Consider the following 24,081-nt stretch of genomic DNA (forward strand, 5'->3'; position numbering starts at 1 on the left):
TTCCGGCAGCGGTGAGTGCGCTCACTCCCCGAGCACGACCACCTTCGCGCCTTCCGCCACCTGCGCGCCCGGCTCGGCGCCGAGCTCGGTGACGGTGCCGTCACGCGGGGCGGTCAGCACGTGCTCCATCTTCATCGCCTCAACGATGGCGAGGCGCTGGCCCTTCACCACCGCTTCGCCCGCCCGAACGAAGAGCGCGATCAGCTTGCCGTGCATCGGCGCCTTGATCACGCCGCCCGAACCGCCGACCGCGTCGAGATCGACGCTGAACGGGTCGAACAGCGCGACCGCCGTCTGCCGGCCGCGATGCAAGGCGAGATAGGTGCCGCCCTCGGCCCGAGCCAAGGTCACCTCATGCTCTCCCTCTGGCAACGGGTGGCCCGGCAGCGAGACGCGAGCATCGTCGCCGCTCCACTCGATCTTGGCCTCGATGCGCTCGCCATCGACCAGCAGGGGCAGGCCGAGCGCCGGGCGCGGCATCAGCGAGAAAGCGTCCGGATCCAACCAGGGCGAGCGCGCCTCGCCCTCGGCCCGGACCGCCGCGGCCTCTAGCCCGGCGAGTTGGCGCTCCTCCTCGAGCTGCAGCGCCGCGGCCGCCACCGCCGCGGCATCGAGCGGCTGCGGCTCGGCTCCCAGCGCCGCGATGTTGCGGTCGATGAAGCCGGTGTCGAACGGCCCCTTCCGGAAACCCTCCGCCTCGGCGAGCTTCTTCAGGAAGGCGAGATTGGTGCGCGGGCCGGCGACGATGGTCTCGCCGAGCGCGAAGGCAAGGTGGTCGAGCGCCTCGTCGCGGGTGCGGCCATAGGCGATCACCTTGGCGATCATTGGATCGTAGAACGGCGTCACGGAATCGCCCGCCTCGACGCCGGTGTCGATGCGGATGTCCTCGCTCTGCGGGAATTGCAGCGCCCAGAGCTTGCCGGTCGAGGGCAGGAAGCCCTTTTCCGGGTCCTCGGCATAAAGCCGCGCCTCGACAGCATGGCCTTCCGCGCGCACATCCTCTTGCGCGAAGCCGAGCGGCTCGCCGGCTGCGACCTTGAGCTGGAGCTCGACGAGATCGAGCCCGGTGATCGCCTCGGTAACGGGATGCTCGACCTGGAGACGGGTGTTCATCTCCATGAAGTAGAAGCGGTCGGCCTTCAGCCCGTCGCGGCCATCGGCGATGAACTCGACCGTGCCGGCCCCGACATAGCCGACCGCCTTCGCCGCCTCCGTCGCCGCTCTGCCCATGGCGGCGCGCACCTCCGGCGTCATGCCCGGCGCAGGGGCTTCCTCGATCACCTTCTGGTGGCGGCGCTGCAGCGAGCAATCGCGCTCATAGAGATGGACGACATTGCCATGGCTGTCGCCGAAGACCTGGATTTCGACATGGCGCGGCGAGAGCACGTATTTCTCGACCAGCACCCGCGCATCGCCGAAGGCGTTCTTGCCCTCGCGCTGGGCGCTGGAGAGCGCATCGGCGAAGTCCTCGGGCCGGTCGACCTTCTTCATGCCCTTGCCGCCGCCGCCGGCGACCGCCTTGATCAGCACGGGATAGCCGATGCGCTCGGCTTCCTTGGCGAGGAAATCGACGCCCTGCTCGGCGCCGTGATAGCCCGGCACGACCGGAACATTCGCCTTCTCGACCAGCGCCTTGGCCGCGTCCTTCAGGCCCATGGCCCGGATCGCCGAGGCCGGAGGGCCGACGAAGACGATGCCGGCGGCGGCGCAGGCATCGGCGAAATCGGCGTTCTCGGAAAGGAAGCCATAGCCCGGATGGATGCAGGCCGCGCCGGCTTCCTTGGCGACCGCGAGGATCTTGTCGGCGTCGAGATAGCTCTCGCGCGCCGGCGCCGGGCCGATCCGATAGGCCTCGTCCGCCATCTCGACGAACAGCGCCTCGGCATCGGCGTCGGAGTAGACCGCGATGGTGCGCAGGCCGAGCCGCTTGGCGGTGCGGATCACCCGGCAGGCGATCTCCCCGCGATTGGCGATCAGGATGGAGGGCAGTTTTGCGGCAATCGACATGTCGGCTTCCTCGGGCGCAATCCGCGAGCGGTGACGCCTGTTATAGCCGACCCAAGGCCCGTGTCTGCGCCATGTTGCGCAGGGTGCGGATGGGCGCTTGCACCGGAACCTCACCGTCATTGCGAGCGCAGCGAAGCAATCCAGGAGCCCTTGCTCTGCCGCCCCTGGATTGCTTCGTCGGCTGAGGCCTCATCGCAATGACGGGAAGCGCCGCGTTCATGGGATCGGCACCTTTAGGCCAGCAGGCGCAGCCTCCGCCCGAGCTTCAGCGTCAGCGTCGTCCCGACGAGCAGCCCGATGCCGAAGACCCAGCCTGAGACCGCGCCGGCCGAAATGCCGGAGAGCAGCGTGCCGACCGTGCAGCCGAGCCCGATCACCGTGCCCCAGCCGAGCAGCGCCCCGCCGATCAGCCCGCGCAGCACATGGCCGCCATCGGGCCGCTTCGGCTTGAACTCGCCGGCGGCCAGCGCGGCGGCAAAGGCCGAGGCGACGATGCCGGCGATGAACAGGCCGTTCGGGGTCAGCAGTGCGTCGCGGATCGCGGTGGCGCAGCCACGGAAGCTGTCGAGCCCTTCGAGCCGGGAAGGCAGCAGCTCAAAATGCGTCGCAAGCTGGCGCGAACGCGAACCGATCTCGGCGGTGACGCCGAGCGGCGACAGGCGCAGATAGGCGGCGATGCCGATCAGCCCGACGAAGAGCCCGCCGAGCCAGGCGGGCCAGCGCCGCAGGAAGATCGCGGCCAGCGGGTCGGTGACGGCATGCTGAGCGGCGGGGGCCGGAGCGGGGCGACCCGTGCGCAGCAGCCAGTAGGCCAGCCCGGCGAGCACCGCGAGCCCGGCGATCAGCGCGCCGCCATAGCCGAGCTGGCGCGGCAGCCACAGTACCGGCGATTCCGAGATCGCGCCGAGATAGAGCGGGTTCCAACTCAGGAAGCCGAGGATGAAGCCGCCGACCGCACCGATCAGCGCGAAGGGCGAGGTCGGCGAGCCCTCCCCCAGCCGATAGAGATGGGCGCTGATGCAGGAGCCGGAGATCGCCATGCCGGCACCGAAGGCGAGGCCCGCCAGCAGCAGTGCCGGACCGACAGGGCCGATATGCGCGGTCGGCGGCAGGCGCGTCCCCGACGGATCGGGCAGCCAGGCACCGTAGATCAGCGTGTAGCCGACGAGCCCGACCGCGAGTGCAGCGACGATGCCGAGCAGCCCCTGCGGGTCGCGCCGGTCGAGCCAGTCCTTCCAGATGCAGAAGAAGCAGAAGCGCGAGCGCTGCAGCACGAAGCCGAAGGCGACGCCGAGGATCAGCGAGAGCTGAAGCTGCGTCGCCGGCTCGGCATGGCGGCCGACGAAGTGGATCGCCGCGGCAAGGCCGATCAGGACGGCGGCCGCAAAGAAAAGGCGCAGCGGCGGAAGCGTGCTCGCCTCCGCCGCCCCGCTCTGCCGGCGCGCCTGCTCATAGTCGAGCGCGCCGCCATCGTCGGAAATACTCATGGCTCTGGAGCGCCGCCGCTTACTTGCCGGTCCAGACCGTGCCGGCCGGGTTGCTGATCGGCAGGCCGACGACATTGCCGTATTCGGTCCACGAGCCGTCATAGTTGGCGACCTGGTAGCCGAGCACGCGCGAGAGGATGAACCAGGTATGGCTCGAGCGCTCGCCGATACGGCAGGTGGTGATCACCGGCTTCGAACCGTCGATGCCGGCCTCGGCATAGAGCTTCTTCAGCTCCTCGACCGGCTTGATCGTGCCGTCGGCCTGGTTGACCGCCCGCGCCCAGGCGACATTGACCGAGCCCGGGATATGGCCGGCGCGCAGCGCCAGTTCCTGGAAGCCGGCCGGCGCGATGACCTTGCCGGAGAACTCGTCGGGCGAGCGGATGTCGAGGATGCGGGCGTCGGACTTCTTCTCGACGGTGGCGACGACATCGGTCAGGCGGGCGCGCAGCTTGCGGTTCGGCTCCGCGACGGTGAAGGCCGAGGCCTTGACGGCGACGGGGTTGGTCGCGACCGGGCGCTTCTCCAGTTCCCACTTCTTGCGGCCGCCATCGAGCAGTTTCACATTGTCGCGCAGGCCGTAAATGTCGAACACCCAGGCGCCCCAGGCGGCGAACCAGTTGTTGCTGTCGCCGTAGAGGACGACGGTCGTGTCCTTGTCGACGCCGAGCTTGCGGGCGAGCGCCTGGAACTTCTCCGGGCTGGCGATGTCGCGCGAGACTGTCTCGACCAGGTCGGTGTGCCAGACGACGTTCTGGGCGCCCGGGATATGGCCGCGCTCATAGACGCCCGACTCGACGCTGACCTCGACGATGCGGACCTTGGGATCGCTCAGGCTCTTCTCGAGCCACTCGGTGGTGACGAGCGGCCCCGACTGGGCGAAGGCGGCGGTGCTGGCCAAGAGGCCCGCGGCCAGCGCCAGGGCGCCGCGGCGAAGAAGGGAAATCACGGACATTCTCGGCTCCTTGCTGCCGACCAGCCGGGTTTCGCGGGCTGGATCGGCGTGAAATCGGAGCCGCCATGATTTCGCCACACCCCGCCCAAGAGAAGCCGGACAGGATTTTTTTGTTTGCTATCAAGGCGGAAGAAGGCAGTCGTACGACCTTGGTAGCGGCAGAAGATTATTCTCCCGCCGCCGTTTTTGCCTGCGAGGCCGGTGCCTTGACCGAGCGCCAGATCGCCCATGTCGCCTGGAAGCAGAGGCCGGCGACGACGAGGTCGAGCAGGTATTCCGGCCAGCGCACCGGCGCGAGCCTTGCCGCAAGCCCGACCAGCGCGAAGCCGGTGGTCGAGATCGTGTCGTTGCGGCTCGAAAGCCAGGTCGCCTTGATCACAGGGTTGGGTTCGCGCCGGAAGCGCCAGAGCGCGAGCACGATCAGATAGGCGATCAGGATCGCGCTTCCCGCCGAGAAGCCGAGCGTGAAGAGCTCGATCGGCCGGGGCCGCAGGATCTTGTCCCAGAGATCATAGAGCGTGTGCAGGCCGGCGACCGCCATCACCGCGCCGATGCCGAGCGCCGCGAGCTTCTCCGCCCGCCCGTCGCGGCCGAAGACCAGCGCCGCGATGCCGTAGAGCGCGACGTCGTAGACCCAGTCGACGCCGTCCTTGAGCAGCTGGCTGTTGCCGATGGCGAGCGCCCAGGCGACGACGAGGGCCGCGAAGATCAGGATGCCAAGCGCGATCGCCCAGATCGTCAGCCGATAGGCCCGCTCCACACTGGGAGCGACGGGGGCAGCATGACCGGGCTTGCCCTGATTGCGAGCGCCCTCCCCGTCATGCCCGGGCCTGTCCCGGGCATCCACGTCGTCATCGCGTTCCGATGCATCGAAAGCCGACATGCGAGGCGCTCCCGAGCCACCTCGCCCAGTGTCGCGGAAAATCCGCCCCTCGCAAGACGTGGATGGTCGGCACGAGGCCGACCATGACGACAGCGGATCGGTCAAGCAGCCTCAGCCACGCCCGACGAGCGGGGCCTTGGTCGCCATCACGGTGACGAAGAGGATGTTGGCCTCGAGCGGCAGGCCGGCCATGTGCAGCACGGTCGTCGCGACATGGTCGACATCCATCACCGGCTCGACCTTGATCGAGCCGTCCGGCTGCGGCACGCCGGTGGTCATCTTCTTGGCCATCTCGGTCAGCGCATTGCCGATGTCGACCTGGCCGACGGCGATGTCGTACTTCCGCCCGTCGAGCGAGGCGGTCTTGGTCAGGCCGGAGATCGCGTGCTTGGTCGCGGTGTAGGCGGCCGAGTTCGGCCGCGGCACCTGCGCCGAGATCGAGCCGTTGTTGATGATGCGCCCGCCGCGCGGCTCCTGCGACTTCATCGCCTTGAAGGCTTCCTGCGTGCACAGGAACGGGCCGGTCAGGTTGGTGTCGACCACCTTCTGCCAGTCCTCCAGCGACAGGTCCTCGAGCAGCACGCCGCCAGGCGCATTGACGCCGGCATTGTTGAACAGCACGTCGACGCGGCCGAACTTCTCCTTGGTCTTGGCGAAGAGCGCCTCGACGGACTTCTTGTCGGTCACGTCGGTCGAGACCGCGAGCGCCTGCGCGGCCGGCACGCCCGAGAGCTTGATCGTCTCTTCCAGCGCATCAGTGCGGCGCCCGGCGAGCACCGTGCGGTAGCCGTCCTTCAGGAAGGCGATGGCGACGGCCCGGCCGACGCCGGAACCGGCACCGGTGATGATGGCGACCTTGTTGTGCCCAGACATGCGTATCCTCGCGTTTCCCGTGTTTTCAACCGTTTCAGGCGGCAGGACCATAGCAGCGTATGCAGTATGCGGAACTGCTTTTCCAGCAGACCGGCTCCGCCCTTTCTCTTGCCTGACGCTACGTCTGCCTTACTCTTCTAGCGAGGGAGGAAGTGTCATGACCAGCCTGAGCCGCCGCGGTTTCATCGCAGCCGGAGCCGCGAGCCTTGCCGCGCCGGCGCTCGCCCAGCAACCGGGCCACGAGCATCATGGTGGCCATTACGAGCGGCTGAACCAGCCCGGCCGCATCCCGAAGCCGGCCTTGGCGGACTCGCAGAACGTCTTCGATTCACCCGCGCCGAAGGCTGCCAATCCCGGCCGCTGGCAGCCTAAGGCGCTGCTGCCGCTGCCCCGTTCGGAAATGGCCTGGGCGGCCGCGCATGACGATCGCATGCACATCGTCGGCGGCTATGGCGAGCAGCGCACCGACCGGCCCTATCACCACGTCTACGACCCGAAGGCCGACAAATGGAGCGACGGCGCCCCCCTGCCGCAGGGCGCCAACCATGTCGGCGTCGCCTTCCTCGACGGCAGGCTCTACGCCATCGGCGGCTTCCTCGAGCAGAACCGGAAGCCGCATCCGCGCTGCTTCGTCTACGATCCCAAGACCGACAAATGGGCCGAGATCGCGCCCCTGCCCCGCCCGGTCGGCTCGGCCGCCATCGTCGGGCTGAACGGCCTGCTGTATGCGATCGGCGGCGCGATCGGCGACACCACCGACACCAAGACCTCGGTCAACTGGCACCGCGTCTACGATCCCAAGACCGATAAGTGGAGCGAGCGGACGCCGATGCCGACGGCACGCGACCACACCGGCACGCTGGCCATCGGCAATCTGATCCACGTCATCGGCGGGCGGGTCGATTCCTTCCACACCAATTCCAACCTGCACCACGCCTATGATCCGGCGACCGACAAATGGGCGCCGCGCAACCCGCTGCCCACCGCCCGCTCCGGCCATGGCGCCGTGCTCTATCGCGGAAAAGTCTTCGTGATGGGCGGCGAAGGCACCAACCGCGTCTTCGGCCAGATGGAAGCCTATGACCCCGCCAGCGACGGCTGGGAGCAGTACGCCCCGATGCTGACCCCGCGCCACGGCCTCGGCGCAGCCCTGGTCGGCGACGCGATCCATGTCGCCGGCGGCGGCCCGGTGATGGGCGGCGGCGTCCAGAGCGCGATCCACGAGGCGTTCGTTCTGGGGTGAGTATGCACGCCCGTCATTGCGAGGAGCAAAGCGACGAAGCAATCTCGGGGGGCGTAGAGCACTGCTCCCCCTGGATTGCTTCGCTATCGCTCGCAATGACGGCTCAGTCCGATCGAAAAACGCTCTAGTGGCGCGACCATAGTCATCCCGGACGGAGCGAAGCGGAGATCCGGGATCCATTCCGGAGCCTTTCCGATCGAAGCTCGGGCATGGGTCCCGGGTCTCCTTGCAGTCGCCCGGGACGATCTGCGTTTCTTCCGGTCAGGCAGCGAGGCTCACGCCGCCCGCCGCCCCGCAACCGGTGTCACGTTCTGGTTCATGCGGAACAGGTTCGACGGGTCGTAGCGACGCTTCAGCTCGGCGAGGCGCTGGTAGCTCGCGCCATAGGCCTCCCGGACGCGGTCGCCTTCGTCGGCAGGCATGAAGTTGATATAGGCGGTGCCGACCGAATAAGGCTTTGCGGCTTCGAAGAGTTCCCGCGCCCAGCCGATGCACTTCTGGTCGTCGCTCTTCTCGCGCCAGCGCGCATGCACGTTCATCACGAAATGCGAGCTGCGCTGCGGGAACGCCGTCGCGTCCTTCGCCACCCGCCCGGCCGCGCCGCCGACATGCGCGATGAAGACCTCGCATTCCGGGCCGGGCAGACGGCCGATGGCGCCGGTCAGGAGCCCGATCGTCGCGTCCGAGAGCTCGGCGAAGTCGTGGCTCTTCCAGTAGTTGCGGGCGCCGGGCGCGAGCAGCGGATCGAAGGCCTGCTGCCAGCCGGTGAACGGGTGCGGGCTCACCACGTCCGCGATCGGCTTGCCGATCGAACGCAGCCGGGCGGTCGCCTTCTCGCCCTCGGCCATGTCGCCACACCAGCACATGGCGAGGATCAGCACCTCCTTGCCGTGCCACTCCGCCGGCAGGAACGGCAGCGGCGGCGCCTGCCGCATCACCGCCCAGCAGGTCAGCTCATCCGGCGAGACCTCTAGCGCCTGGCGATAGGCCTTCAGCACCGACTCCGCCGCGCTCAGGGGATGCACGACGAGGCCGGAGAACACCTCGTTTCCGAGCTTGTGCAGCCGGAACACGAAGCCCGTCACCACCCCGAAATTGCCGCCGCCGCCGCGCAGCGCCCAGAACAGCTCCGGATTCTCCGTCTCGCTGGCGCGCCGGAGCTCGCCATCGGCGGTCACAACCTCGACCGACTCCAGATTGTCCAAGGTCAGGCCGAGCTTCCGCGTGAGCCAGCCGAAGCCGCCGCCGAGCGTCAACCCGGCGATGCCGGTGGTCGAGTTGATGCCGGTCGGCACCACCAGCCCGAAGGCCTGCGTTTCCCGGTCGAGATCGGCGAGCGTCGCGCCGGGTGCGACCCAGGCACGCTGCGCAGCGGCATCGACGCGGATCGACTTCATCTGCGAAAGGTCGATCATCAGACCGCCATCGCAGACCGCGTTTCCAGCGATGCCATGGCCGCCGCCCCGCACCGAAACCAGCAATTCGTTGTCGCGCGCGAAGCGGACGGCGCCGACGACATCGCCGACGTCGGCACAGCGGATGATCAGGCCGGGCCGGCGATCGACCATGCCGTTCCAGATCGCGCGCGCCTCGTCATAGCCCGCATCTCTTTCGTCCAGGACGCTGCCGCGCAGCTGCGAGGCTAGCGCCTCGACCGCCGCGGTCGCGATGCTCTTCTGTCCGGCCGCCAGTGTCGTGAGCTTGTGGGAAGACATAGGCTCTCCTCCCCGTAATGGGTGTTTGCGCCCCCTGCCGCCGAAACCTGCCCCCGTTTCGAACGCCGTTCCGTGACGTAGCTCACAGAGCCGGCGGCGGCCGGGAGCGCGGTTGCAGACGGGTTCACAGGCCCAGGCAGATCGCGGGCGCCGCATGCGCGGGCAACGGCGCCGCCTAAGGCTGAGCGGGCATGGCTCCCTTCAGCCATCCCAGAGCGTGCGCCTTGTCTCCCGATGGAAACTGGCGGACCTCCGCCGCCACGAAGTGCTTCGCGACATGGGGCGCGAGCTTGAGAAGTTCGCTGTCCGAAACCACGGCGACGCGCGCGACCTTGCTGTGGTGACCCATGACGAACTTCACATGCGAGATCAGCGCCCCGATGCCATCCCACCCAGGGAACGAGGCAGCGTCGACCATGAGGCCCTTGAGCGCGCCATTCGCGGCGATATAGGGGTCGACCACGCTGGACAAGCGCTCGAAATCGCTGCTTTCGAGCGCCCCGTGCGGCGTCAGGACCACGATACCATCGTCACCGAGAAGATCGATCTGAAGCATCCCGGCTCTCCCGCATTGAGATGGATGGCTGCGGCCGAAGGCTACTTCGGAAGGCAGTCGACGTCGTAGGCGATGATGATCTCCTGCGGGCCGATCTTGCCGACGGCCTGGAGGTCGCCGAGGGCGCTTTTCAGCTTCACGCCGGCCTGCTTCAGGCTCTCCTCCAGCTTCGATTTTGCCGACCGGCACCGATCCTCGCTGGTGAATTCCTGGAAGACGACCGTCGGCTGAAGCCGCCACTCGGCCCGGTCGCTCGTCGCGACCGGACTGACCGAGTACGAGAAGACGTACATCAGAACCCACATCGGCAGGCCTCCCGACGCGAGCGCGGGCTATCGCGTCATTGCGAGATCGATGGGCGAGAAGACGCGCCGTGTGTCGCGGCGGCACGACCGGCCGCGCCCGTCACGCAAGCCGCGCGCGGTCTCGAGCCCCATGGCCCGGCTCGCGGGGCGCGGACATCTGAAGATGGCACCTGATCGGGATCGTCGCGCTATTGTACCTGAGGACAATCCCGGCGTCGTCGCGCTCGGAAGACCAGTCGGAATGCCGCAGGGCGACGTGCAATCGCATTGCCTCCTATTCTGCATACAAAATTCCGCATACCGACTTGCCGGCCAGACAGGAGCGTTCTACGAATTGCATACAAGAACAATCGACGCATTTGGGAGGTCGATCATGAAGAGTTTCCGCAGGACCGCTTTGGCCGTCGCGGCGCTGGCGTTCGCCGCCGGCCCGGCTTTCGCCTTTCCGGATCGCCCGGTGCAGCTGATCGTGCCCTGGGCGGCGGGCGGCGGCATGGATTCGGTGATGCGGATCTTCGCCAACGGCCTCGAGGCCGAGCTCAAGCAGCCGGTCAACGTCGTCAACCGCACAGGCGGCGGCGGCATCACCGGCCATAGCGCCATCGCCAATGCCGCGCCCGACGGCTACACCATCGGCGGTGCCAGCCCGGAAATCTCCTTCTTCAAGTCTCTCGGCCTCGGCGAGCTGACGCCCGACAGCATCGACATGTTCTCGCGTGTCTCGGTGATCCCGGCCGGCGTCACCGTGAAGGCCGACAGCCCCTACAAGACCATCGCCGACTATCTGAAGGCGGCCAAGGAGAACCCGAAGGGCACGATGATGGCCTCGGGCACCGGCGTCGGCGGCTCCTGGCACATCGCCTCGGGCGGCCTGCTCAAGGCGGCCGGCATCGCGCCGGACGCGGTGCGCTGGGTGCCGAGCAATGGCGGCGCCCCTGCCCTGCAGGATCTCGTCGCCGGCGGCATCACCGTCTTCACGGGCTCGCCGATCGAGGCCAAGGGCATGCTCGATGCCGGCCGCGTGCGCACCATCCTCTTGATGACCAATGAGCGCCACCCGAACTTCCCGGACGTGCCGAGCGCCAAGGAAGCCGGGCTCGACTGGGTCTACGAGAACTGGTTCGCCCTCTCGGCGCCGAAGGGCGTGCCGGCCGACCGCCGCAAGATCCTGTTCGACGCGGCCGAGCGCACGATGAAGCGCGAGGACGTCCGCAAGGGCATGGCCGACCGCGGCATCACCCCGATCTGGGACAAGCCGGAAGAGTTCGCCGCTTACGTCAAGGCCTTCACCGAGCGCGGCAACGGCGTGCTGAAGGATCTCGGCCTGACCAAGAACTGAGTCCCGCATTTCGCGGGACAGAAGGCGCGGCGGGAAACCGCCGCGCCTTTTTCACATCCTGAACACGCCGAAGCGGGTCTCGGGGATCTCGGCGTTGAGGCAGGCCGAGAAAGCGAGCGCCAGCACGCGCCGGGTCTCCGAAGGCAGGATGATGCCGTCATCCCAGAGCCGGGCCGTCGCGTAATAGGGCGAGCCCTCGACCTCGAACTGGTCGCGGATCGGCGCCTTGAAGGCCTCGGCCTGCTCCGCCGACCAGGGTTTGCCGGCCGCTTCGAGATTGTCGCCGCGCACCGTCGCGAGCACGCTCGCCGCCTGCTCGCCGCCCATCACCGAAATCTTCGAGTTCGGCCAGGAGAACAGGAAACGCGGCGAATAGGCCCGCCCGCACATGCCGTAATTGCCGGCGCCGAAGGAGCCGCCGACCAGCACCGTGATCTTCGGCACCCGCGCCGAGGCGACGGCGGTGACGAGCTTGGCGCCGTCCTTGGCGATGCCGCGCGTCTCGAAATCGCGCCCGACCATGAAGCCGGTGATGTTCTGCAGGAAGAGCAGCGGAATTCGGCGCTGGCAGCACAGCTCGATGAAATGCGCACCCTTCAGCGCGCTCTCCGAGAACAGGATGCCGTTATTGCCGATGATGCCGACCGGGATGCCGTGGATGCGGGCAAAGCCGGTGACCAGCGTCGTGCCGTAGAGGCGCTTGAACTCGTCGAACTCCGAGCCGTCGACCAGCCGGGCGATGACCTCGCGGATGTCGTACTGCTTCTTCAGATCGGTCGGGACGACCGCCTCGAGCTCTTCGGCCGCATAGAGCGGCTCGACGCTCTCGGCGAGGTCGATATCGGGGCGCTTCACACTGTTGAAGTTGCCGGCGATGCGCCGGGCGATCGCCAGCGCATGGGTGTCGTCGCCGGCATAATGGTCGGCGACGCCGGAAAGCCGGGCGTGGACGTCGGCGCCGCCGAGATCCTCGGCCGAGACCACCTCGCCGGTCGCCGCCTTCACCAGCGGCGGGCCGCCGAGGAAGATCGTGCCCTGGTTCTTGACGATGATCGTCTCATCCGACATCGCCGGCACATAGGCGCCACCGGCGGTGCAGGAGCCCATCACCACCGCGACCTGCGGAATGCCGAGACCGGACAATGTCGCCTGATTGTAGAAGATCCGTCCGAAATGCTCGCGGTCCGGGAAGACCTCGGTCTGGTGCGGCAGGTTGGCGCCGCCGGAATCGACCAGATAAATGCAGGGCAGATTGTTCTCGCGCGCGATCTCCTGCGCCCGCAGATGCTTCTTGACCGTCATCGGGTAGTAGGTACCGCCCTTGATGGTCGCGTCGTTGCAGACGATCATCGCCTCGCGCCCGGCGACACGGCCGATGCCGGCGATCATGCCGGCGCCATGCACATCCTTCTCGTACATGTCATAGGCGGCGAGCGAGCCGATCTCGAGGAAAGCCGAGCCGGGATCGAGCAGGCGCAGCACGCGTTCCCGCGGCAGCAGCTTTCCGCGCGAGGTGTGGCGTTCGCGCGAGCGCTCATTGCCGCCGAGCGCGGCGGTGGCGCGGCGCTCCTGCAGTTCGCCGCGCAGCACGGACCAGGCCTCGGCATTGGCGCGCGTCTCGGCCGAATTCAGGTCGACCTTGCTTTCGATGACCGGCACGACGCGCTCCCTGGCGAAATCTCTCCTCGGGGTTATGGCGCGGCGCGCGGAAAACGCCAACCGGCGCCGCTGCCAAGGCGCACCGTGCGCGAAACTGCGCCTACTCGCGCATGCGCCGAACCGAACGGGTCACCGTCGGAGCCGAGACCGCCCCGATCGCTCCGCCCGCCACCGCGCCGATCGGCCCGCCGATCAGCGCGCCCGTACCGGCGCCGGCGGCGGCCCCGGCAATGCGCTGGTCCGTGGTGGTGCAGGCGCCGAGCATTGCCGCCAGGCAACCGGCGAAGAACATCGCTCTCATCATAATCCTCATCCGAAACCCCGATCCGGCGAGGATGGGCGGCCATGGTCAATGGAAGGTGAATGCACCGAGACGGCCCCAGAGGCCTCAGCCCGGCACCACGGTCGTCCCGAAAACCTGCTCGAACTGCGCCCGCAGGACGCTGTCGACCTCGGGCATGGTCAGCGGCAGGCCGAGATCGACCAGCGAGGTCACGCCATGGCCCGCGATGCCGCAAGGCACGATGCCGTCGAAATGCGAGAGCTCCGGCTCGACGTTCAGCGATATCCCGTGGAACGAGACCCAGCGCCGCACGCGGATGCCGAGCGCAGCGATCTTGTCCTCGACCCCGGCGCCCTTCTCCGGCCGGCGCACCCAGACGCCGACGCGTTCCTCACGCCGTTCGCCGCGGATGTTGAACTGGTCGAGGGTGCCGATCAGCCAGGCTTCGAGCGCGGCGACGAAACGGCGCAGATCCGGCTTGCGGCGCTTCAGGTCGAGCATCACATAGGCCACACGCTGGCCGGGCCCGTGATAGGTGAATTGCCCGCCCCGGCCGGTGCGATGCACCGGGAATCGCTCGGGCGTCAGCAGATCCTCGTCCTTCGCCGAGGTCCCGGCCGTGTAGAGCGCGGGGTGCTCGACCAGCCAGACCCGCTCGGCCGCGAGCCCGTCGGCGATCAGCGCCGCCCGCGTCTCCATCTCGGCGACGGCCGCCTCGTAGCCGACCGGCGCCTCGGCAATCACCCATTCGACCGGCGGCGAGCCTGCCTCGGGCAGGAAAGAAACCGCCAGCGCCTCGCGCGTCTTCACCTTGGATTAACCTCGTCCGTTCAACTCTTGGTAACCGGCTCGCCCTCGCCGCGCCGTGCTCATGCGCCGTTTTCCACGTCGCTGGCAAGTTCGTAGAATCGTTGTGAAGTAGGTCCCCGGAGGCGGATTTTGAAGGCTGATCTCGATCTCGTCTCGATAGAGCTGACCGTGGTGCTCGGCTCGGCCCAGATGCCGATCTACAAATTGCTGCGCATGGGTCGCGGCGCGATCATCGAGCTCAATGCCAGCGAGACCGACGAGGTCCAGATTCTCGCCAACAACCACCCCTTCGCCAAGGGCAATGTCGTCGTCAGCGGCACCCGAATCTCGGTGGAGATCACCGAGATGATCAAGCGCCCGACCGTGTTCACGCTCGGCAGCGTCGCCGAAGCCGCCTGAAGCAGGCGACTCGCGCAGCGCAGCCACGGCCTGGCGGCGATGGCTGTTGCAGTCCCATCCGGAACTTGTCCCCAACAGCCGACCGACCTGGAATTGCCTGGACAAGGCATTTTGGCCGGCTTTTCGGCCTGTTTGGCGCCGGCATCGCTGGCTTTTGCCCCCCTCTTTTCATAGCCGCCGAAACTTCTCCCGATTTTCGCTCACAGGCTCTTGTGGCCGGAGATTCCATTTGGTAGACCCACGCCGCTCTCGGAGATCACCGCCACAGCGCGGACGAGCTTCGGGCCGCTGCGGTCATGGCGGAATTGGTAGACGCACTACCTTGAGGTGGTAGCGGGGAGACCCGTGGAGGTTCGAGTCCTCTTGACCGCACCAAATTTGGGCTGATGCCCCGGGAACGGCGATCCGCAAGGGTCGCCGTTTTTCGTTTCACTTGCCGCGTTTCCGTCGCGAAACGGTCATGCCGCGTTGCAACGAGGGCGCGCCGCTGACACAAGGGCGGCTCGCCGCCTTCAAGCGAATCCCCAGCCTCGAATCCCGGAGCCGGACCGATGGTGGAAGCCGAGAGCGCTCCCGACGAAAAGCCGGCCCGGCCGATCCGCGACGAAGACGGCGTCATGGACGAGGGATTCGTCGAACAGGTCTCGCAGGCCGTCCTGCTCTCGGACCTGACGACGCTGCGCCATCTCGTTGGCGATCTGCACGAGGCCGATCTCGGCGGGCTGCTCGAAGCGCTCGACAGCGAGGAGCGCCCGAAGCTGATCTCGCTGCTCGGCGGCGATTTCGACTTCACGGCGCTGACCGAGGTCGACGATGCCGTCCGCGAGGAAATTCTCGACGAGCTCTCGCCGCAGACCGTCGCCGAGGGCGTGCGCGAGCTCGACACCGACGACGCGGTCTACATCCTCGAAGACCTCGACGAGGCCGACAAGAAAGAGATTCTCGACCGGCTGAGCCCGGCCGAGCGCAGCGTGCTGCAGCAGGGCCTCGACTATCCCGAGGGCTCCGCCGGCCGGCGCATGCAGGCCGAGACCATCGCGGTACCGCCCTTCTGGACCGTCGGACAGACCATCGACTATCTGCGCGAGACGCAGGACCTGCCCGAGCGCTTCTTCGAGATCTTCGTCGCCGACCCCGGGCATCGCTTCGTCGGCACGGTCAGGCTCGACCGGCTGCTGCGCACCAAGCGGCCGGTCAGCATCTCCGATCTGATCGAGGACGACCGCCGCGTCGTCCAGGCCGATGACGACCTCGAGGACGTGGCGCGGATGTTCCAGCGCTACGACCTCGTCGCCGCCCCGGTCGTCGACAAGAGCGGCCGCCTCGTCGGCGTGATGACCATCGACGACGTCGTCGACGTGATCGAGGAGGCCGCGGATGACGACGTCAAGCAGCTCGGCGGCGTCGACGCCGACGAAGAACTCTCCGACCCCGTCCGCGAGGTGGCGCTGAGCCGCTTCCGCTGGCGCTTCATCAGCCTGATCGCCGCCTTCATCAGCGCCTCGGTGATGGCGATGTTCGAGGCGCAGCTTTCCAAGCTGGTCGCCCTCGCCGTGCTCGCGCCGATCGTCGCCAGCCAGGGCGGCAATGCCGCGACCCAGACCATGACGGTGGCGATCCGCGCCCTCGGCACCGGGCAGCTCGGCAGTTGGAACCGGGCGCGCTTCTTCCGGCGCGAGATGATCGTCGGGCTCTTGAACGGCGTCGCCTTCGCGCTGATCACCGGCACGGTCTCGGGCTTCTGGTTCGGCAACCTGATGCTCGGCGTGGTGATCGCGCTCGCCATGGTCGCGACCCTCGTCGTTGCGGCGCTCGCGGGCGTCGTCGTGCCGCTCGCGCTCGACAAGGCCGGCATCGACCCGGCGATCTCGTCCGGCACCTTCGTCACCACCGTCACCGACGTCGTCGGCTTCTTCTCCTTCCTCGGGATCGCGACGATCCTGCTGCGGCTGGGGTGACCGAAAGAAAGCGGTGCCGGCGCGAGAAAAACCGGTAACGTAAACCGGGCGTCAAGATTTCTCCGCAATCTTGCCCAGGATGACGCCCCGCCGCATGCGACACCCATTTTCCGCCTCTTTCGTCTTCGCTGCCGCGCTCGCTGTGCTGGGCGGTTGCGTGGCGCTGGACCATTATCCGAGCAAGGGCGATGTCCGCCCCCATCCCGGCGTCGAGGCGGCGCGCCAGTACCCGATCCAGGGCATCGACATCTCGCGCTGGCAGGGCGAGATCGACTGGGTCTCGGTCAAGGCCGCCGGCACCCGCTTCGCCTATATCAAGGCGACAGAGGGCGGCGACCATATCGATCCCGCCTTCCAGAGGAACTGGGAAGGCGCGCGCCGGGCCGGCGTGCCGCGCGGCGCCTACCATTTCGTCTACTGGTGCCGCCCGGCCCATGAGCAGGCGGTCTGGTTCAAGCAGCAGATCCCGAACGATCCCGAGGCCCTGCCCCCGGTGCTCGACGTCGAGTGGAACGGCCATTCCAAGACCTGCCCGAAGAAGGTCGAGCGCTCGCTGGCGCTGGAGAAGATCCGGCTGATGCTGACCGAACTCGAGCAGCTCACCGGCAAGAAGCCGGTGATCTACACCGACATCACCTTCCACAAGGACGTGCTCGAAGGCGAGTTCAACGACTACGCCTACTGGATCCGCTCGACCGCGGCCAAGCCCGAGGTGCGCTACAAGGACCGGCCCTGGGCCTTCTGGCAATTCACCACCACCGGCCGGGTCCCCGGCATCAAGGGCGATGTCGACCGCAACGCCTTCTACGGCAACGAGGGCGAATTCACCGGCTGGCGCGAGGGCCGCTTCGACATCGGCACCCGCACCTGGGCGCGCGAGCGCAAGGTTCCGCCGCAGCCGAGCCCGGGCCCCGAGCACACGCCGGTCGCGACGCTGCCCGGCGCCGCCGCCCCGGTCGCCGCCTCGCGGTTCCAGCCCGCGAGCCTCGGCCAGGTCGCCGATCAGAGCGAGACCGAGGCGGAGTAAGGCCGAAGCAGGCCGGCGGCCGCCTCACCGGTTAACCAAGGCTGAAGCCGCTCGCTCGAATGCTAACCACCTCTTAACCCGGCGCCCGCCTATCCTGCCTCGACACAGGGAGGACCTTATGGCGCGCCGCGCTGAAACCAGTTCAGGAAAGCGGCGCATGCCCGGCCTTGGCTACCGCCTTCTGATGATGGCAGGGCTCGGCCTGCTCTGCGCCACGCCCGCCCAGGCGCTTTATCCCAAGAAGGGCGATGCCAGCCCGCATGCCGGCGTCAGCGACGCCCGCCGGCGCTCGATCCAGGGTATCGACGTCTCGCGCTGGCAAGGCGACATCGACTGGGCCAAGGTCAAGGACGCCGGCACCCGCTTCGCCTTCATCAAGGCGACGGAAGGTGGCGACCACCTCGATCCGAATTTTCGCAAGAACTGGGAGGGCGCCCGCAAGGCCGGCGTGCCGCGCAGCGCCTACCATTTCGTCTACTGGTGCCGCCCGGCCAAGGACCAGGTGCGCTGGATGAAGCGCCACATCCCGCGCGACGCCGACGCGCTGCCCCCCGTGCTCGATGTCGAATGGAACGGCCATTCGGAATCCTGCGGCAAGAAGATCCCGCGCGACAAGGCGCTCGCCAAGATCCGCGAGATGCTGAAGGGGCTGCAGGAGCACACCGGCAAGAAGCCGATCATCTACACCGACATCACCTTCCACGAGGATGTGCTGGAAGGACAGTTCAACGACCATCCCTACTGGTTGCGCTCGACCGCGGCGCCTCTCAGGCACCGCTATGAGCGCAAGGAGTGGGAGTTCTGGCAGTTCACCACCACCGGCCGCGTCCCCGGCATCACCGGCGATGTCGACCGCAACGCCTTCTTCGGCACGGAACGTGAATTCACCGCCTGGCGCGAGGGCCGCTTCGACATCGGCGCGCGGCAATGGCGCGGCGGCGGGCCGAAGGTCGCTTCGCCGAAGCCGGCCGCCCGCCCGGCGGCCGTCGAGACCAGGCTCGCCAGCGGCGCCCCGCCGAAACTGGTTCCGGCCCCAAGGCCGCCCAAGGCGCTGCTTTCACGCCAGGTCGCCAGCACCGGCTCCATCAAGCGCGACTAGGCTTTCGTCACAAAGCGGCGGACTGTCGCGAAACCGTCATCTGACGGGCGCTGATGCTGGCGGAACACCCGTCAGCCGGAAGCAGCGTGTCGATACTTCAGGATATCCAGTCCCGGGCCGGCTTCATCTGGGCCTATCGCTTCGACGATGAGGGCCGCGCCAGCCTCGTGCCGCGCGACCAGTCGCCGGGCCTCGCGCTCGACGGCGCCAAATTCGTCTGGCTCCATCTCGACCTCGTCCACAGCCGCACCAAGCAGTGGATCGCCGAGCGCAGCGAGCTGCCGGTCGAGGCGCAGGCCGTCTTCCTGTCGCAGGACGATCACCAGCGGCTCTATCACGACCCGGATTTCGTCTGGGGCATCACCTATGACCAGGTTCGCGAGGTCCACAGCCTCGCCGATGACTGGGGCATGATGCACTGGATCGTCGGCGAGCGCTTCCTGATCACCGGGCGGCGCCAGGCCCTGCAGGCGACGCGCCTGACCCGCGACACGCTGGAAGCGGGCTTTCGCGCCACCTCCCCCGAAATGCTTTTCGAGCGCGTCATCGAATTCGTGATCGAGGATGTCGCCGAGGACGTGAACCGCCTCGCCGACGACGCCGACTCGATCGAGGACCACATCATCGACGACCGGATCGGCGACGAGGCCCGCAAGCTCGGTGCGATCCGCCGGCGCACGGTCAAGCTGCACCGCCAGCTCAACGGGCTGCACCAGCTCTTCCGCCGCTTCCAGGAGACCGCGACCGCGAGGGCCGCGCCGGAGAAGGTCAGGAGCGCGACCGCAAGGCTGCTCCACCGCGTCGACACCATGCTGGGCGACGTCCAGCTCGTGCAGCAGCGCGCAAGGCTGCTCCAGGACGAGATCGCGGCGCGGCTCAGCGCCCAGACCAACCACCATCTCTACGTGCTCTCGATCCTGACCGCGACGCTGATGCCGGCGACGCTGGTCACCGGCTATTTCGGCGTCAACACCAAGGCCCTGCCCTTCCTCGAGACCGAGTTCGGCTGGCTCTATATCCTCGGGCTGTCGGGCCTGGCGGCGGGCGCGGTCTACTGGCTGCTGAAGCGCCGAAACGTGATCGGCTGACGGACGGGTCGCTGGGCCGCGGCGGGTGGACAGCAGACGTCCGCGGACGGTCCATGTAGAGTTTGCGTAGCCCGAGTCGGCGCGGGAGCGAGCGTGTGCGCAGCAATGTGCTTGTCACTGGTGGAGGCGGCCGGCTGGGGCGCGCCTTGTCGCAAGCCGGAGGCCCGGGCGTTTTCGGATTGTCGAGCCGGGAGCTCGACATCACCGACGCCGCCGCCGTCCGCTCCGCGCTCGATCGGCTGCGCCCGGATGTCGTGATCAACGCCGCGGCGCTCAGCCGCGTCCAGGACTCCGATACCGCTCCGGAACGCGCGCGCGCCGTCAATGCCGAAGCGCCGGGCGATATCGCGCGGGTCTGCGCCGCGCTGGGCCTGCCCCTGATCCACATCTCGACCGACTATGTCTTCGGGGCCGAGACCAGGCGGCCATGGCGCGAGTCTGACCCCGTATCGCCCGTCAACAACTACGGCCGCCTGAAAGCCGAGGGCGAACGCAACGTCGTCTCCGCCTGCGACAGGGCGTGCATCGCGCGTGTGGCGTGGCTCTTCGGCGACGGTGAGGATTTTATCGCCGGCCTGCTGCGGAGCGACGCCGAGACCGTCATGGTGGCAGATGATCAGGTCGGCTCCCCGACCCCGATCGTCCCGCTCGCCGAGAGGCTGCTGGCGCTGGCCGACCGCATGAGCGCCGGCGAATCCGTCCCCAAGGTGCTGCATCTCGCCGGATCGCCGCCGGTCTCGCGTGCCGACTGGGTCGCCGCGGCATTCGAGGCACTCCAAGGCGCAGGCAAGACGACGCCAAGGCTGGTGCGGGTTCCGATGGCGGCGTTCGGCGGCAGCGTTCGCCGGCCCCATTACAGCGCCCTCGATTGCAGTCTCGCGGCCGAACTCTTCGGTGGCGAGATCGACTGGCGCATCGCCGCGGCCCGGCCCGAAACCTTCGCTGAACCTGTCCTGCCGGCCTAGCTGCGCAGACCACCCGCCGCCGGCGCGGAACCACCTGGGCACTAAGCCCCGCGGCGGCGCGATCTGTTCGGCCGGGGCGTTGCCCACCACGGACGTTGTGGTGGACAACCAAATCCCCCGAAAGCCGGTCTGGTCAGGCTCAGTTTACGGCCTTCGCCTCCGGGAATTTCCACTGGCCGCTGACGATCGCTGGCTCAGGACGATAGAGCCGCACGGTGTAGTTCCAGCCTTCGACGATCGGCAGGCAGTTCGGGATCTTGCCGTCGCAGCCGCCGAGCTGGACGGTCACCGAGCCGTCCTCATTCTTCTTCGCGGTGATGTCGTTGATCGAATAGGCGCTGTAGGGGTTCTTCTCGAAGAACCCCTTGCGATTGTAGACGCTGATCGACCAGAATTCCTTCACCGGAACGGTCTTTGGCACATTGATGGTGTAGACCGTTTTGCCGTCGTTCTTCGCGGGCGTGAAGCTCGCGTAGATGGCGTCCTTTTCGGGAATGCCGCCCCAGCCGGCGGCTGTGCCGATCAGGTGCTGGATTGGCTCGACCTGATTACGGGCGCCGAAGGAACCGCGAAACGACGTCTGGTATTTTGCCAGCGCGAGTAAGGCATTGCGAACGCCCGTGAGGCTCTCCTCGTCCCAGTTCGGAAGCTCGAGCTTCCCTGGATCCTTCTGGCTGACCTTGATGGCGTCCTGCAGCTTGTGGACCGCTTCGAGATCCTTCGGATCGCTCGGATCGACCAGCGTCCGGATCGCGACGAACGCATATCGCGTGCCGACCGTTTCCTTGGTCAGCGTAACCGGCTTCGTACCGTAGGCGACGATCGGCAGGTAGTGATCCTGATCGACGACCATCATCGACATGTAGCGCTTGCCGGTATCAGGCAGCGAGAGCGTGACCGGCCCGGCGGCCAGATCAAACACGGCAAACGAATAGAGCGTATCCCGGTTCATGCGAATAACCGTTTGCCTGTCGATCGCCGTCGGCTCCCGGGAGTGCAGAAACTTGCCCAACCCGCCCACGGTCTTTGCATTCGCCGCGAGGTAATGGTCGGTCTCCGCGCGGATGAAATTGTCGACGGTCACCGGCACTTTGCCGCTCGGCTCCTGGGCGAACGCTCCTGCCGCCAGTGCCGCCGATGCGAATGCGAGACCGACGCCAACCAATCGAAACATGGAACTACCTCTTCATTCAAAGACTGCATTCAAAGACTGCGTCGGCAAGGCAGCTTTGTCCGTCGCTGCCGCCGCCTTGTAATTCGGTTACTGCTCGGAGAGGGCCGCCGCCTCGGCAGAGCAGTCCGGTGCCGGGTCCGCTCGTTTGACCTTCACGGCTTCGACCTCAGCCTTCGCAACCTTGAGATCGGCAAGGAAGGCCGGGTCGGTCATGAGCCGTGCCGTGGTCGCCGCGCCCATGATCCGCCCGGCATCGACGTCGCTCTGCCAATGCGCATTGCAGATCACCCGGCTCTGCCCGAATTCGAGACCGCGCTTGAGCAGTTCGTTCGAGCGCTCGGGATTGATCTGCGCGAAGACGAGAGCCCAGCCCCAGCCCGCGGCGGTGTGGCCCGACGGATAGGAGCCGTCACTGCGCAGAATGGCCTCCTGATCGGCCCGGCAGGTCGCCTCGTTGTGGACCACGAAAGGACGGACCCGGTTGTACCTGTTCTTCACGCCATAGGTGGAGAGGCCGAAATCCGAGAGCATCTTCTGCATCATCGCGTAGAGACGCGGGGTCTGCTCGGCGCCGATCCTGACTCCCATCGCACAGGAGAAATTCTCGACAGCCTGTGGAAAGGCGAGATCGGCGTCGGTGAAGGCGAGCTTCCAGCGCGCGCGGTCGCGCAACGGGAGCGTCGCCCTGCGCGCTTCCTCGTCTCGGGCGAGAGCAGCCGTGCCTTTCTCGGGCGGCGGGCCGAGGAGGACGAGGCTATTCGGCAGGTCGGACTGCCTGAGATAACCCGGCGCGATCTTGAAATGCGGATCCGTGACCTTGGGCTGGGCTTCGCCCGCCTGCGCGAGGACCTGCCCGCAGAGCGCGAGCAGGGCAGACGCGGAAACAGCCGCGGCTCGTGCGGTAGTCCAAGTGATCGTCATCCCATTCCTCTCGACACCGCCGAGTTCAGGCACAGCCCGTCAGAACCGATATGTCGCAGCCACGGCAGTGCTGCGTCACGTCGCAGGAAAAGCCACCGCCGTGCCGGCATCCGGACGATCGCACTCCGACCGGCAGCGAACTCAGCCGTGCTCATTTCGTGCATGGGCCGATCGCCGGTCTTGCCATTTCACGCCAATCGCAAGCGGCTATTCTCGACCCCACCGGTGACGAATCCCTCGCAAGCAGGGCCAGTGGAGCCCCCCAATGATCGCGGCAAGGTCCAATGGCTGACATACCCCTGACGCGCGGCCAGTTCCTGCTGCCGTTCGTCAGCATCCTCGACGAGATCGGCGCGCCGACGGACGCGCTTCTGGAGAACTCCCGGCTGCCAGCCTCGCTGGAGGACAAGAGCGATCTCTACCTTCCGCTCCTGCCGGCGCTGCGCTTCGTCGAAACCGCCCAGAGGAGCCAGGGCATCGAGGATTTCGGCTTTCTCGCCGCCCAGCGCTTGCATTTCTCGCATCTGAGGGAAAAGACGCGGCTCCTGATCGCTCACTCCCCGACGCTGCTCGTCGCGCTGCGGCACGCCTGCCATTGGGCATCGCGGGAAGACACGATCCTGGGCATGTGGATCGAGCACGCCGATGATCACGTGCGGATCTGCAGCAGGCTGGCCGGGACACGGGGGCTGCTGCACCTGAAATACGCGCAATGGATCCAGAACATTTTCCCGATCCACATCATCAGGCAGTTCGCCGGTCCCGATTGGATGCCGCCCGCGATCGCCTTCGAATCGTCCTATGCGCCGAGCCCGGCGACGCGATCGGCCTGGCCGAATGTGCGGTTCCTGTCGAACCGGCATGCTGCCTGGGTCAGCCTGCCGATCTCGCTCCTTGGCCTGTCCAATCGATCGACCGCATTGCCTCCGGCGCTACCGGACCAGGAGGTCGACCCTTCCGCCTACGACATCGTCGAACTGCTCAAGCTGATGCTGCCGGCCTATCTCGATGGGGGAAAGACCGCTCTCGCCGACGTCGCCGAGATCGTGGGCCTCAGCACGCGCACCTTTCAACGCAAGCTCGCCGCTCTCGGCCTGGCCTATTCGGACGTACTCGACACGGTCAGGTATCAGCATGCGAGCGGCCTGCTCCGTGACACGGATTGCAGGATCATCGATGTCGCCTTGTCCTCCGGCTACTCGGACCCGGCCCATTTCAGCCGCGCCTTCCGCCGCATGACGGGAGTCACGCCGCGTCAGTTCCGCGAGCAGTCGAGGCTGGGCTGAGGTGTTTCGGCGTCGACATTAAGGCCTGCCCTTCCTCGGAACCGAACTC

Annotated in this window: 22 protein-coding genes and 1 tRNA gene; 10 read left to right on the top strand and 13 right to left on the bottom strand. The window is 67.3% G+C overall.

The annotated features are described in order from the left end of the window. Positions 1-21: 21 nt before the first annotated feature. The 5 genes from AC1REK_RS13385 to AC1REK_RS13405 form a co-directional block, all read right to left on the bottom strand. A complete protein-coding gene (locus tag AC1REK_RS13385; protein WP_492270841.1) occupies positions 22-2,007 on the bottom strand; it encodes an acetyl/propionyl/methylcrotonyl-CoA carboxylase subunit alpha in 1,986 nt (661 codons plus the stop codon). Positions 2,008-2,240: 233 nt separating this feature from the next. Further along, positions 2,241-3,494, bottom strand: coding sequence for a YeeE/YedE family protein (locus AC1REK_RS13390; protein WP_492270842.1), 1,254 nt, complete (start codon positions 3,492-3,494; stop codon positions 2,241-2,243). 19 nt (positions 3,495-3,513) lie between these two features. Continuing rightward, entirely contained in the window at positions 3,514-4,449 is a 936-nt protein-coding gene (locus AC1REK_RS13395; protein WP_492270843.1) for a sulfurtransferase, read from the bottom strand. 166 nt (positions 4,450-4,615) lie between these two features. Then, positions 4,616-5,332, bottom strand: coding sequence for a cation efflux transmembrane domain-containing protein (locus tag AC1REK_RS13400; protein ID WP_492270844.1), 717 nt, complete (start codon positions 5,330-5,332; stop codon positions 4,616-4,618). A gap of 111 nt (positions 5,333-5,443) precedes the next feature. Beyond that, positions 5,444-6,205 (bottom strand): SDR family oxidoreductase, encoded by a 762-nt coding sequence (locus tag AC1REK_RS13405; RefSeq protein ID WP_327520666.1) that lies wholly within the window; start codon positions 6,203-6,205, stop codon positions 5,444-5,446. A 157-nt stretch (positions 6,206-6,362) separates the two neighbouring features. On the opposite strand from AC1REK_RS13405, the gene AC1REK_RS13410 reads away from it, so the two are divergent. After that, entirely contained in the window at positions 6,363-7,448 is a 1,086-nt protein-coding gene (locus AC1REK_RS13410) for a Kelch repeat-containing protein (RefSeq protein ID WP_492270845.1), read from the top strand. 275 nt (positions 7,449-7,723) lie between these two features. On the opposite strand, the gene AC1REK_RS13415 is transcribed toward AC1REK_RS13410, so the two are convergent. The 3 genes from AC1REK_RS13415 to AC1REK_RS13425 form a co-directional block, all read right to left on the bottom strand. After that, a complete protein-coding gene (locus AC1REK_RS13415; protein WP_492270846.1) occupies positions 7,724-9,163 on the bottom strand; it encodes an FAD-binding oxidoreductase in 1,440 nt (479 codons plus the stop codon). A 175-nt stretch (positions 9,164-9,338) separates the two neighbouring features. Continuing rightward, a complete protein-coding gene (locus tag AC1REK_RS13420; RefSeq protein ID WP_492270847.1) occupies positions 9,339-9,719 on the bottom strand; it encodes a SpoIIAA family protein in 381 nt (126 codons plus the stop codon). 41 nt (positions 9,720-9,760) lie between these two features. Then, entirely contained in the window at positions 9,761-10,024 is a 264-nt protein-coding gene (locus AC1REK_RS13425) for a hypothetical protein (RefSeq protein ID WP_327520663.1), read from the bottom strand. A 373-nt stretch (positions 10,025-10,397) separates the two neighbouring features. On the opposite strand from AC1REK_RS13425, the gene AC1REK_RS13430 reads away from it, so the two are divergent. Then, on the top strand, positions 10,398-11,363 hold the full coding sequence (locus tag AC1REK_RS13430) for a Bug family tripartite tricarboxylate transporter substrate binding protein (protein WP_492270848.1): 966 nt from the start codon (positions 10,398-10,400) through the stop codon (positions 11,361-11,363). A gap of 51 nt (positions 11,364-11,414) precedes the next feature. Here the strand turns inward: AC1REK_RS13430 and AC1REK_RS13435 are convergent, their stop codons facing one another. From AC1REK_RS13435 to lipB, 3 genes are all read right to left on the bottom strand, one after another. Further along, on the bottom strand, positions 11,415-13,022 hold the full coding sequence (locus tag AC1REK_RS13435; protein WP_492270849.1) for a carboxyl transferase domain-containing protein: 1,608 nt from the start codon (positions 13,020-13,022) through the stop codon (positions 11,415-11,417). A 100-nt stretch (positions 13,023-13,122) separates the two neighbouring features. Continuing rightward, positions 13,123-13,326, bottom strand: coding sequence for a hypothetical protein (locus AC1REK_RS13440; RefSeq protein ID WP_492270850.1), 204 nt, complete (start codon positions 13,324-13,326; stop codon positions 13,123-13,125). Between the two features lie 84 nt (positions 13,327-13,410). Further along, complete coding sequence (gene lipB / locus AC1REK_RS13445) at positions 13,411-14,115, bottom strand: lipoyl(octanoyl) transferase LipB (protein ID WP_492270851.1); 705 nt, start codon at positions 14,113-14,115, stop codon at positions 13,411-13,413. A gap of 129 nt (positions 14,116-14,244) precedes the next feature. Here lipB and AC1REK_RS13450 point away from each other — a divergent pair, with 129 nt between their 5' ends. The 7 genes from AC1REK_RS13450 (at position 14,245) to AC1REK_RS13480 (ending at position 20,651) form a co-directional block, all read left to right on the top strand. Next, a complete protein-coding gene (locus AC1REK_RS13450; RefSeq protein ID WP_066470077.1) occupies positions 14,245-14,514 on the top strand; it encodes a FliM/FliN family flagellar motor switch protein in 270 nt (89 codons plus the stop codon). A gap of 290 nt (positions 14,515-14,804) precedes the next feature. Further along, positions 14,805-14,889: transfer RNA gene (locus tag AC1REK_RS13455), tRNA-Leu, on the top strand. A 176-nt stretch (positions 14,890-15,065) separates the two neighbouring features. Beyond that, the gene (gene mgtE / locus AC1REK_RS13460; RefSeq protein ID WP_327520659.1) at positions 15,066-16,472 is read left to right on the top strand and encodes a magnesium transporter; all 1,407 of its coding nucleotides are present in this window, start codon (positions 15,066-15,068) and stop codon (positions 16,470-16,472) included. Positions 16,473-16,566: 94 nt separating this feature from the next. Continuing rightward, positions 16,567-17,499, top strand: coding sequence for a glycoside hydrolase family 25 protein (locus AC1REK_RS13465; RefSeq protein WP_492270852.1), 933 nt, complete (start codon positions 16,567-16,569; stop codon positions 17,497-17,499). Between the two features lie 157 nt (positions 17,500-17,656). Continuing rightward, the gene (locus AC1REK_RS13470; protein ID WP_492270853.1) at positions 17,657-18,598 is read left to right on the top strand and encodes a glycoside hydrolase family 25 protein; all 942 of its coding nucleotides are present in this window, start codon (positions 17,657-17,659) and stop codon (positions 18,596-18,598) included. An 86-nt stretch (positions 18,599-18,684) separates the two neighbouring features. Further along, the gene (locus AC1REK_RS13475) at positions 18,685-19,686 is read left to right on the top strand and encodes a CorA family divalent cation transporter (RefSeq protein WP_327520658.1); all 1,002 of its coding nucleotides are present in this window, start codon (positions 18,685-18,687) and stop codon (positions 19,684-19,686) included. Positions 19,687-19,781: 95 nt separating this feature from the next. Further along, the gene (locus AC1REK_RS13480; protein ID WP_492270854.1) at positions 19,782-20,651 is read left to right on the top strand and encodes an SDR family oxidoreductase; all 870 of its coding nucleotides are present in this window, start codon (positions 19,782-19,784) and stop codon (positions 20,649-20,651) included. Between the two features lie 139 nt (positions 20,652-20,790). Here AC1REK_RS13480 and AC1REK_RS13485 read toward each other — a convergent pair whose 3' ends face one another. Together AC1REK_RS13485 and AC1REK_RS13490 are read right to left on the bottom strand one after the other, a co-directional pair. Beyond that, on the bottom strand, positions 20,791-21,825 hold the full coding sequence (locus AC1REK_RS13485) for a DUF1254 domain-containing protein (RefSeq protein WP_492270855.1): 1,035 nt from the start codon (positions 21,823-21,825) through the stop codon (positions 20,791-20,793). An 87-nt stretch (positions 21,826-21,912) separates the two neighbouring features. Then, positions 21,913-22,746, bottom strand: a complete 834-nt coding sequence (locus AC1REK_RS13490) for an acid phosphatase (protein ID WP_492270856.1) — start codon at positions 22,744-22,746, stop codon at positions 21,913-21,915. 284 nt (positions 22,747-23,030) lie between these two features. On the opposite strand from AC1REK_RS13490, the gene AC1REK_RS13495 reads away from it, so the two are divergent. Further along, positions 23,031-24,032 carry a helix-turn-helix transcriptional regulator gene (locus AC1REK_RS13495; RefSeq protein WP_492270857.1) on the top strand — a complete coding sequence of 334 codons (1,002 nt, stop codon included), beginning with the start codon at positions 23,031-23,033 and terminating at the stop codon, positions 24,030-24,032. Positions 24,033-24,081 lie beyond the last annotated feature (49 nt).

It is taken from the genome of Allobosea sp. GW823-FHT02B03 (genome assembly GCF_058797755.1).

Excerpts from the sequence above, each read along its gene's own strand:
- AC1REK_RS13385 (WP_492270841.1), bottom strand. The coding sequence starts at position 2,007 with ATGTCGATTGCCGCAAAACTGCCCTCCATCCTGATCGCCAATCGCGGG.
- AC1REK_RS13390 (WP_492270842.1), bottom strand. The coding sequence starts at position 3,494 with ATGAGTATTTCCGACGATGGCGGCGCGCTCGACTATGAGCAGGCGCGC.
- AC1REK_RS13395 (WP_492270843.1), bottom strand. The coding sequence starts at position 4,449 with ATGTCCGTGATTTCCCTTCTTCGCCGCGGCGCCCTGGCGCTGGCCGCG.
- AC1REK_RS13400 (WP_492270844.1), bottom strand. The coding sequence starts at position 5,332 with ATGTCGGCTTTCGATGCATCGGAACGCGATGACGACGTGGATGCCCGG.
- AC1REK_RS13405 (WP_327520666.1), bottom strand. The coding sequence starts at position 6,205 with ATGTCTGGGCACAACAAGGTCGCCATCATCACCGGTGCCGGTTCCGGC.
- AC1REK_RS13410 (WP_492270845.1), top strand. The coding sequence starts at position 6,363 with ATGACCAGCCTGAGCCGCCGCGGTTTCATCGCAGCCGGAGCCGCGAGC.
- AC1REK_RS13415 (WP_492270846.1), bottom strand. The coding sequence starts at position 9,163 with ATGTCTTCCCACAAGCTCACGACACTGGCGGCCGGACAGAAGAGCATC.
- AC1REK_RS13420 (WP_492270847.1), bottom strand. The coding sequence starts at position 9,719 with ATGCTTCAGATCGATCTTCTCGGTGACGATGGTATCGTGGTCCTGACG.
- AC1REK_RS13425 (WP_327520663.1), bottom strand. The coding sequence starts at position 10,024 with ATGTGGGTTCTGATGTACGTCTTCTCGTACTCGGTCAGTCCGGTCGCG.
- AC1REK_RS13430 (WP_492270848.1), top strand. The coding sequence starts at position 10,398 with ATGAAGAGTTTCCGCAGGACCGCTTTGGCCGTCGCGGCGCTGGCGTTC.
- AC1REK_RS13440 (WP_492270850.1), bottom strand. The coding sequence starts at position 13,326 with ATGATGAGAGCGATGTTCTTCGCCGGTTGCCTGGCGGCAATGCTCGGC.
- mgtE (WP_327520659.1), top strand. The coding sequence starts at position 15,066 with ATGGTGGAAGCCGAGAGCGCTCCCGACGAAAAGCCGGCCCGGCCGATC.
- AC1REK_RS13465 (WP_492270852.1), top strand. The coding sequence starts at position 16,567 with ATGCGACACCCATTTTCCGCCTCTTTCGTCTTCGCTGCCGCGCTCGCT.
- AC1REK_RS13470 (WP_492270853.1), top strand. The coding sequence starts at position 17,657 with ATGCCCGGCCTTGGCTACCGCCTTCTGATGATGGCAGGGCTCGGCCTG.
- AC1REK_RS13485 (WP_492270855.1), bottom strand. The coding sequence starts at position 21,825 with ATGTTTCGATTGGTTGGCGTCGGTCTCGCATTCGCATCGGCGGCACTG.
- AC1REK_RS13490 (WP_492270856.1), bottom strand. The coding sequence starts at position 22,746 with ATGACGATCACTTGGACTACCGCACGAGCCGCGGCTGTTTCCGCGTCT.
- AC1REK_RS13495 (WP_492270857.1), top strand. The coding sequence starts at position 23,031 with ATGGCTGACATACCCCTGACGCGCGGCCAGTTCCTGCTGCCGTTCGTC.